This is a genomic window from Pseudomonas defluvii, from assembly GCF_001695625.1.
In the GTDB taxonomy this organism is placed as follows: domain Bacteria; phylum Pseudomonadota; class Gammaproteobacteria; order Pseudomonadales; family Pseudomonadaceae; genus Aquipseudomonas; species Aquipseudomonas defluvii.
In genome coordinates this window covers 1-8,531 of record NZ_MBPN01000152.1, presented here as the reverse complement: position 1 = coordinate 8,531, position 8,531 = coordinate 1, and the positions used below count along the sequence as shown (strand labels likewise).

At 49.3% G+C, this 8,531-nt stretch carries 6 protein-coding genes; 5 read left to right on the top strand and 1 reads right to left on the bottom strand.

Features of this window, described 5'->3' with window-relative positions:
• The first annotated feature begins 340 nt into the window (after window positions 1-340).
• Entirely contained in the window at window positions 341-1,420 is a 1,080-nt protein-coding gene (locus EKA13_RS24700) for an LPS O-antigen chain length determinant protein WzzB (protein WP_065761749.1), read from the top strand.
• A 191-nt stretch (window positions 1,421-1,611) separates the two neighbouring features.
• Here EKA13_RS24700 and EKA13_RS24695 read toward each other — a convergent pair whose 3' ends face one another.
• Window positions 1,612-2,268: a Wzz/FepE/Etk N-terminal domain-containing protein gene (locus EKA13_RS24695; protein ID WP_125862963.1), complete on the bottom strand. Its 657-nt coding sequence runs from the start codon at window positions 2,266-2,268 to the stop codon at window positions 1,612-1,614.
• A gap of 973 nt (window positions 2,269-3,241) precedes the next feature.
• Here EKA13_RS24695 and EKA13_RS24690 point away from each other — a divergent pair.
• From EKA13_RS24690 to EKA13_RS24675, 4 genes are all read left to right on the top strand, one after another.
• Window positions 3,242-4,579: a Wzz/FepE/Etk N-terminal domain-containing protein gene (locus EKA13_RS24690; RefSeq protein ID WP_176717479.1), complete on the top strand. Its 1,338-nt coding sequence runs from the start codon at window positions 3,242-3,244 to the stop codon at window positions 4,577-4,579.
• Between the two features lie 413 nt (window positions 4,580-4,992).
• Window positions 4,993-5,481: a transcription/translation regulatory transformer protein RfaH gene (gene rfaH / locus EKA13_RS24685; RefSeq protein WP_083199906.1), complete on the top strand. Its 489-nt coding sequence runs from the start codon at window positions 4,993-4,995 to the stop codon at window positions 5,479-5,481.
• A 177-nt stretch (window positions 5,482-5,658) separates the two neighbouring features.
• Window positions 5,659-6,345 carry an acylneuraminate cytidylyltransferase family protein gene (locus tag EKA13_RS24680; protein WP_065761745.1) on the top strand — a complete coding sequence of 229 codons (687 nt, stop codon included), beginning with the start codon at window positions 5,659-5,661 and terminating at the stop codon, window positions 6,343-6,345.
• A 2-nt stretch (window positions 6,346-6,347) separates the two neighbouring features.
• Window positions 6,348-8,531, top strand: a 2,184-nt coding sequence (locus tag EKA13_RS24675; protein WP_065761744.1) for an N-acetylneuraminate synthase family protein, incomplete at its 3' end; no start/stop codon positions are given.

Below are 8,531 nucleotides of genomic sequence, written 5' to 3'. Positions count from 1 at the left end.
GCCGACCAGCTGCAGTGGCAGTAAGCGACGCAGCTTAAACTCGCTGAAAAACTGTCTTGACCGATGGGTCCACTTTAGTTGGCAATGTGGATTAAATTAACTTGGCTGCACCCGGCGGTATTGCTAATTTGCTTTTATTGAGTGGGGTTTTAAGTGAGGCGTGTAAGTTGGGGTTGGGAGTAAATAAAGCTATATAGTTGGAACTAAGGAAGGTGGAAGTACGTTGCTCGGCATATCGCCATGCTGCTATGGGTTATATGGTTAAGACGTGGCGGCTGATTTGCATGTTTAAAGCATGGCTGTTTTCAGCACATTTACAATTTAGATTCGGGGAAAATAAATGGCTCACGACCGTGACCGCGTGACTTCATCCGATGAGATCGACCTAGTTGAACTGATCAAAGGCTTATGGCAACAGAAGGTGTTGATTGTGGCGACGGCGACCATGATTTTTTTCGCGACCCTTGCCTATGCCCTTTTGGCGAAGCCCGTCTACGAAGCCAAGATCTTCGTCCAGCCCCCCACGCAGAATGACATCGCACACGTTAACTATGGGCGTGGCGCAAACACCGGTTTGGCCATGCTCAGGGTCAGTGATATCTATGATGTTTACCTGAAGCACCTACAGTCCGAGTCGCTGCGCCGTAGCTTTTTTCAGAGCGCTTATCTACCCACGCTTACAGAAGACGAGCGCAAAGGTTCTCAGGATGCCCTGTACAGTCGCTTCAACAAGCTGCTGGTTGTAGCCGCAGTAAGCAAGGATATGCCGAAGCGTTTCTCCATCACAGCAAACCTTTACAGCCCGCAGCAGGCTGCTGAGTGGGTAACAAACTATGCCCAGCTCGCGGGTGATCTCGCCAAACGGGAAGTGCTCAAGAACATCAGGGGCGATGCCACTGTAAAGGCCAACGACCTGCAGCAGCGTATTAGAGCTGCCCGCGAAAGTTCTCGCGAGCAGCGTGAAGATGAGATTGTGCAATTGAAAGAGGCGCTTGATGTTGCCCGGTCCATTGGTCTGGAAGAGCCGCTGAGCATTTCTGGCAATCAGGTGTTTGCAGGTATGGGAGGAGCACAGACCTATATGCGCGGTAGCAAGGCGTTGGAGGCTGAAATTGCCACCTTGCAGGCGCGGCAGTCTGATGACCCTTTCATTGACAATCTGCGGCGAGAACAATCAGCCTTGGCGTTCTATCGTGACTTGGTGATTGATCCCGCGTGGGTTGCGGTTTATCGGCAGGATGGTGGGGTGGAGCTGCCTGACCAGCCGGTCAAGCCAAAGAAATTGCTAATTGTACTGCTTGGCTTGATTGTGGGTGTGGTGGTTGGCTTGGGATTGGCCTTGGTTCGCCACCTGTGCCGGCAACTGCTCATGTCTAAGCACTTTCCTGTTAGCGGGAGCTCGAATGAGAGTCGTTGCTAAAATGGTGCGGTTTGGCAGAAAATGTCACAACCCTGCCTTTCATCGTCTGCTGGCAGGGGGTTCTCAAGGGCTTAGCTGGTAGAGCACTTTTACATGGCCAAACTTCAAAAGGATGCTCAACCTTGGTCCGTGCCTGTGCTTTATAGTATTCGAACCAACATGTGGCTTTTTGATTAGGTGGCGCAGGCTACTTAGTGTTGTCTTCCTTTGTTACGCTCAATATAGTCTTTTAGCAAGGCAGCACTGAGCGCGAAAATTAATCCAAGCAGGCATGCAATACCGAAAACTATTAAAAATAACCCGCTATAGCGTAGTTCTTTTGTGCTGATTGGATTTAATTGTCGAGTGGCTGATGAGTTTGATGCGTTGTCAATCAATTGTAGTAAATCAATTTTGTTTGCGTTGTTCTCTGATAAGCTGTTCAAGATGCCGATAAATTCTCCCCTCTTTTCAAGGAGTATCTTTTGATGGCTATCAATGATTTTTCGTATTGTGTTATTCAGTCTCTCGGTTGACGCTTCAGCGCTCTCGGCTACGACCGATACCTCAATAATTCGTGTGTTTTTTATGGGCTTTATGACTGCGTCATCAGAGTAGCGATATGCTATCTCATCCGAGCTCTCGAGTTGCTGTTGCTGTTGCTGCACTTGTTGCTGCAGGAAGAATAATCGCTCGCCAACAATGATGCTGGCTTTGCTTTCAAATGTGGTAGGGCGGGTTATAGCATAGGCAAGCGCGATGGCTATTACCAAAATAAAAATCGTTGCAAATGTTTTTATCTGTCGCCGAAAAAAATTAACAATCTGAAAAAGGTCAAGTTCACTATCGTTGTAATTTTTAGTTCGCACGAATCAGTACCCAAGAATAAAATAGGAGAAGCAACGCAAATTGCCGCCAAAGAAATCATTGCCGATGCAGTGGGAATGCTCACTGCCAATGTTGGTCGTATTTTTTGCAAAAAAAAATGATCTTTTTTCAGCTGGTATCATTTCGGCCCCTTTCCCGCCCCTTCATCCCTTTTGCAATGTCAAAATCTTACAATACCAAAATAAATACGTGTAGTACATTTCTGAAAAATATCAGAGCTTTCCTCGATGATTTTGTCTGGAGCCTGTTCCCTTGATGCTTTCAGCTCCACGGTCGAAAATCGTTGTTCACTCTCGGAGATTCATGGTGCGTTCTTAACTACCGAGCAAGCGGATGCATTATGGAAGGACGTCTTCATGGTTCCGTGCGAACAGCGCCGCGAATTTGAGCCGAACTCCAAGCGTCGAATCGTAAGCTTGCAGTCCGTTACAGGTTGAGCATAAAGACCGTAGCTAAATGGCGCTCGTGGTCAACAACCAAGGACTCTCGAATGGGGCCTGCAACGCTGCGTAGTGCAAAGCTGATACTGAGACAGACAATGCTGCTGCAGAGGCATCTTCACGAGCACCCTCCCACAGTTGAGCTGCAGTGCCTTGCATTGCTGTTTGGCGCGTCACGGTTGGGCTATCAGGTCCGTCAAATAGAAGAAGTTGTTGGTTTGGCCGCTAGGCCTGATAATTTGTACAATTGCAGGTGTCGGGTTGGGTGGTTGCTGTTCGTTCGTCACCAATATCGGTTGCTGTAAATTGCCAAGTGGTAACTATCACCAAGTCCTAAGTGATATTGATTTGTATTAGCGTTTTTCGAGGGTGGTTCTCCGCCAAAGAAAATGCCACAATCCCTACCTTAGTCGTCTGACGACAGGGAATGTTGGATAATCGTGCTCCGTTGTGATGGCGATAAACCTTCGCCTGTTTTGGGCTATTTTTTAACTCAGAGAGACAGGCTTTTGGTTTGACGAGCACTTCCCGCGTACCTTCCGTTGTTGCCCACATTGACCTTTTTGCAATGATGCAGTCCATCTGGAAGCAAAAGATGCTGGTTGCGGCTACGGCATTGCTCGTAGGTTTCATTGCCCGCGCTTATGCGTTTTTGGCCAGGCCCGTGTATGAAGTGAGCACGCTTCTGCGCCCCGCAGCCCTTAACGACCTGGACGCCTTGAACCGTACCGAGGTCTATTCCCTGCCGCCTGGCAAGGCCTTGGTGCGAGTAGGTGCGGCGCTGGACTCCTACGACACACGCCTCAGCTATTTTCGCGCCAACCCCAAACTGTTTGAAGCATTCGGCAAGGCAGGGCAGTCGCCCGAGCAGGTGTTTGACGAGTTCAACCGCGACTCACTCAAGCTGGTACAGCCAGACCCCAAAAAGGCTGACCTGCTGAGCGCCTATATCGGCTTGCAAATGCGCTACCCCAAAGGGGTAGAGGGTGATGAAATTCTCAATGGGTTTGTTCAATACGCCATTGAAAATGAACGTAAGCAGATCGCTGACGACCTGAAGGTCATCATCAGTAACCGCTTGAGCGAAGTGGACACCAAGCTGAGCGCCGCTCGTGCTGCCTATGATGCCGAGAAAGAAGGCAAGATTGCAGCTTTGCTGGAGGCCGATAACCTCAAGCGTGCGCAGTTGCAGGACGAGCTCAAGGCGCTGCGCGTACAGCTAAAAGTACGCCGTGAAGACCGTATCGCCCAACTGGATGAAGCCATCAGCATTGCGCGTTCGCTCGGCCTGAAAAAACCTTCAACGCCATCGTCCATGGCCAGCGAAGGTGAGTCGGGCAGCAACATCATTCGAACCGAAGTCAACAACCAACAAATCCCCCTTTACTTCATGGGCACCGACGCCCTCGAGGCAGAGCGTAAAGCCTTGCGTCAACGCACGTCTGACGATTTTGCCGACCCGCGGGTAGCGCAAATTCGCAAGGAACTCTTGTTGTTGAACACGAACCGCGAGGTTGAGGTGCTCAACCAGCGGGAAAATGAAGAAGTGTTTTTGAGTGATATCGCGCCACTTAGAGCTGAGCGTGTGCGCTTGTCGAGTATCAGTACCGATATGCGTGGATTGAGTCTGGTTAATGTTGACCGACTCGCAGTGGAGCCAGCCGATCCAGTCAAGCCGAAGAAAGTTCTGATCATTGCATTGGGGGTGGTAGTGGGTTGCTTGCTAGGCGTGTTGATGGCTGTTTTCCGCCATTTGTTGGTGGTTCGTCGTATGCACCTACTCCGTTCCAGTCCTGCAGCATTGTCTCAAATGACCGGGGCTGCCATTCAGCCTGATAGTCCGTTGCGATAAGGCGCCGCACGGTTAAATTATTAGGAGTATGAGGGGCACCTTGGCGTGGTGATTTCGGAACAGAAGCACCCGTTTGGTGGTGTGAAGCTTTGATTTCCAGGGATGCCGGGTAGGATGAAGTGACGGTGGAGGGGCAACAGGGCCCGCTCAGAGTAGCCATCGGCAATCCAAGCCCGCTAACGCTTCTGTTATGCTGAAATGCATTTTTGAAGTGTCGAGAGGTGTCGCAGTGAGTGATGGCTGCCATCAATGCCGCAGAGGTTTGAGGCGGTTTAGTTGAACCTTGGTAAGCCCTGAAGAAGCCTGTCGCGATGCTGTTATTTTGATGTCATGCAGCATCATCCAACGAGCGTAGGCAGCTTGAACGGGATCGAGTTTATCGGTGTTGAGTCGCTGCCCAAAAACGGTACTGCATGATTCCTCAAAAAAATTGGTATCTGGTGCATTGCAAGCCGCGCCAGGACGAAAGGGCAGAAGAAAATTTGGCGCGCCAAGGCTATGTCTGTGCTCGCCCAATGTGTACCCGCGAGCGTATTAGCCGTGGAAAGCGTCATACGGTGGCTGAGTCATTGTTCCCTGGCTACCTATTCATTCAAATGTCGGATGAATCTTCTTGGGCACCGTTGCGTTCAACGCGTGGTGTTAGCCGTGTTGTCAGTTTTGGAGGTCGACCGCTGGCCGTTGGGGATGAACTGATTGCCCGCCTTCAAGAACAGGCGGCAGGTCATAGTGTTGCGAATTTCCAAACAGGCGAAAACGTTCGGATCATAGAAGGCCGTTTTTCAGCGCTTGATGCCATATTCATGGCAATGGACGGAGAAGAGCGTGTCGTGTTGTTGATTGACCTTTTGAGCCGCCAGCAACAGGTGAGTTTACCGTTGGCGAGTGTTTCAGCGTATTGAGTTGCATCTGGCCAGAAGGCTGGAGGTAGAAATGGTTTGGCAACGTTTTCAGGAAACAGACGAAAAATCCTGGGGCGGTAGCGTGCCTAAATTATGGTTTCTGCATTGCGCATCCAGGTAGGCACTGTCTCCAGCGTTCCAATCCTGATGAATATGATGATTTAGTGAGTATCTCGGATGACAACGGTTGCATTTATACCCGCCCGTGGCGGCTCCAAAGGGGTTCCTGGCAAGAACGTCAAATTGATAGCTGGCAAGCCGCTGCTCGCATGGAGCATCGAACAGGCGAAAAGCGCTAGTCTGATTGACAAGGTTGTTGTCTCTACCGATTGCCCCGAAATCGCCGCCTGTGCTCGCCAGTACGGTGCCGAAGTGCCATTCATGAGGCCTGCTGACATCTCGGGTGACACTGCTACAACTGAAAGCGCAATGCTGCACTATTGCGAATGGCTAAGTGCCCGTGGCGAGAAGTTTGATAACTTTTTGCTAGTGCAGGCGACATCGCCCATTCGAGCAGCAGGGCGTTTCGACGAAGCGATCCGGTTTTTTGAAGCGGAGCAGTTCAACAGCTTGTTGACGGTTACACCGTCCCATCGTTTTTTCTGGAAAAATCCATCTGCGCCTGAAGCATCATATGACTTCATGAAACGTCCTCGGCGGCAGGATATTCCTGAGTCTGATAGAAGATACATGGAAACAGGGTCATTTTATATTACTCGCTGGGATGATCTGGTTAGCACGCGTAACCGGCTTTGTGGAAAGGTCGGTATGTACATAACACCGGAAGAGGAGTCCTATGAAATTGACTCCTTGGTAGATTTTAAAGTTTGCGAAAGCATCATGTTCGCGCTGGAAGGGAATTGAATATGTATATTACAAAAAGCACTCAGAAATATATTGTGTTTTCTGAGGATTCCCTTGTTGATGTTTTGAAGAAGATTAATGAAAACAAGTCTAGAATTGCATTTGTCGTTTCAGAGCATGCAGTCCTATTGGGTAGTATTTCTGATGGCGACGTTCGTCGCTGGTTGACCAATAATACTGAAATTGACCTTGGTGTGCCGGCACATAGCATCATGAACACCGCATGTAAGCGTGTTGTGCTAGGTGAAGAGAAGAGCACCTATAATTCATTGTTTCACAGCGGTGTTGATTGCCTGCCTGTTGTTGATGAGGCTGGCCATCTGGTGCAGTTGGCATTCCAGAAGTCCGAAGGTTTCTATATTGGTTCTCGTGAAATCTCCGAGAAATCGCCGTCTTTTATCATCGCCGAAATAGGGAACAACCATCAGGGCGATATTAAACTGGCTAAGCAGCTGGTTGATCACGCTGTTGCTGCAGGCGTGGACTGCGCAAAATTCCAAATGCGCAATGTTAAACAGCTTTACAAGAATGAAGGCAACAGCAACGATGCCTCGGTGGATTTGGGGGCGCAGTATACGATGGATCTGCTGGAGAAATTCCAGCTGAGTAACGAAGCGCTATACGAGGTTTTTGATTACTGTAAAGAAAAGAACGTACTTCCGCTGTGCACACCGTGGGACCATGACTCACTGGCGGCACTGGAAGCCTATGGCATGCCTGCTTACAAGGTAGCCTCGGCGGACTTCACTAACTACGAGTTGCTGGAAGCGATTGCTAAAACGGGCAAACCATTTTTGTGCTCAACAGGCATGTCCAGCGAAAGTGAAATTAAAAGTACCGTTGCTTTTCTAGATCGCCTCGGTGCAGATTATGTTCTGTTGCATTGCAACTCTACGTACCCGACACCGTACAAAGACGTAAACCTGAAGTACCTGACTCGGTTGAAGAAAATTACCGGAAAACTCGTTGGGTACTCTGGACATGAGCGTGGAATATGCGTTCCTATCGCATCTATTGCATTAGGTGCTTGTGTGATCGAAAAACATTTGACGGTTGATCAGGGGTTGGAGGGAACTGACCATAAAGTCAGTCTTCTGCCTGATGAGTTTGCCGAGATGGTACGGCAGATTCGCAACGTCGAAGAGGGGCTGGGGTCAGACGAGTTGCCAAGAGAAATTACACAAGGCGAACTCATGAACCGCGAAAACCTGGCGAAGAGCTTGGTTGCAAATACGCCCATCAAGCAGGGTACTATCATCACGCGGTCAATGGTGGCTATCAAGAGCCCTGGCCAAGGTATTCAGCCAAACCGTATCGATGAACTGGTCGGCAAGGTTGCCAACCGTGATATTGATGCCGGCGGTTTCTTCTACGACTCAGACATTAAAGGTGTTGTGCAGAAACGCGCGGACTATAAATTTGATCGCCCGTTTGGTGTACCAGTTCGATACCACGATTATCGCAAAATCGTGACAGACTCAAACCTCGATTTTGTCGAGTTTCACTTGTCTTACAAAGACCTTGAAGTGAACCTGAACGACTTCTTCGACGGCCAGGAGCCAATTGGCTTTGCAGTACACAGCCCTGAGCTGTTTGCCGGTGACCATATTCTGGACCTCTGCGCCGAGGATGAAGAATATCGCCAGCACTCAATTCGGGAGCTCGAGCGAGTGGTTGGCATTACCCGTGAACTGAAGAAGATTTTCCCGAAAACTGAACGGCCGGTAATTGTAGTTAATGCGGGTGGCTGGGATAACAAAGGGTTTATTGATCCAGCGCTGAAGCCTGCAATGTATAAAAAGGTTGCTGATGCGTTCAACGGTATGGACTTGAGCGGTGTTCAGATCGCTGTTCAGACCATGCCTCCTTATCCGTGGCATTTCGGCGGTCAGAGCTACCATAATCTGTTTGTCTGCGCTGAGGAAATACGAGCATTCTGTGAAGAAAATCCTGAGATTAAGATCTGCTTGGATGTTTCTCACTCAATGATGTCCTGCAATTACTATGGTTGGGACCTCATAAAGTTCGTAGAAATCATAGCTCCATATAATGTTCATATGCATATTGTTGATGCTAGAGGCGTTGACGGTGAAGGCATTGAAATTGGTAAGGGGGATGTTGATTTTACTGCGCTGTCTAAATTGCTTGCAGAAAAAAATCCGAGTGTTCAGTTTATCCCTGAAGTT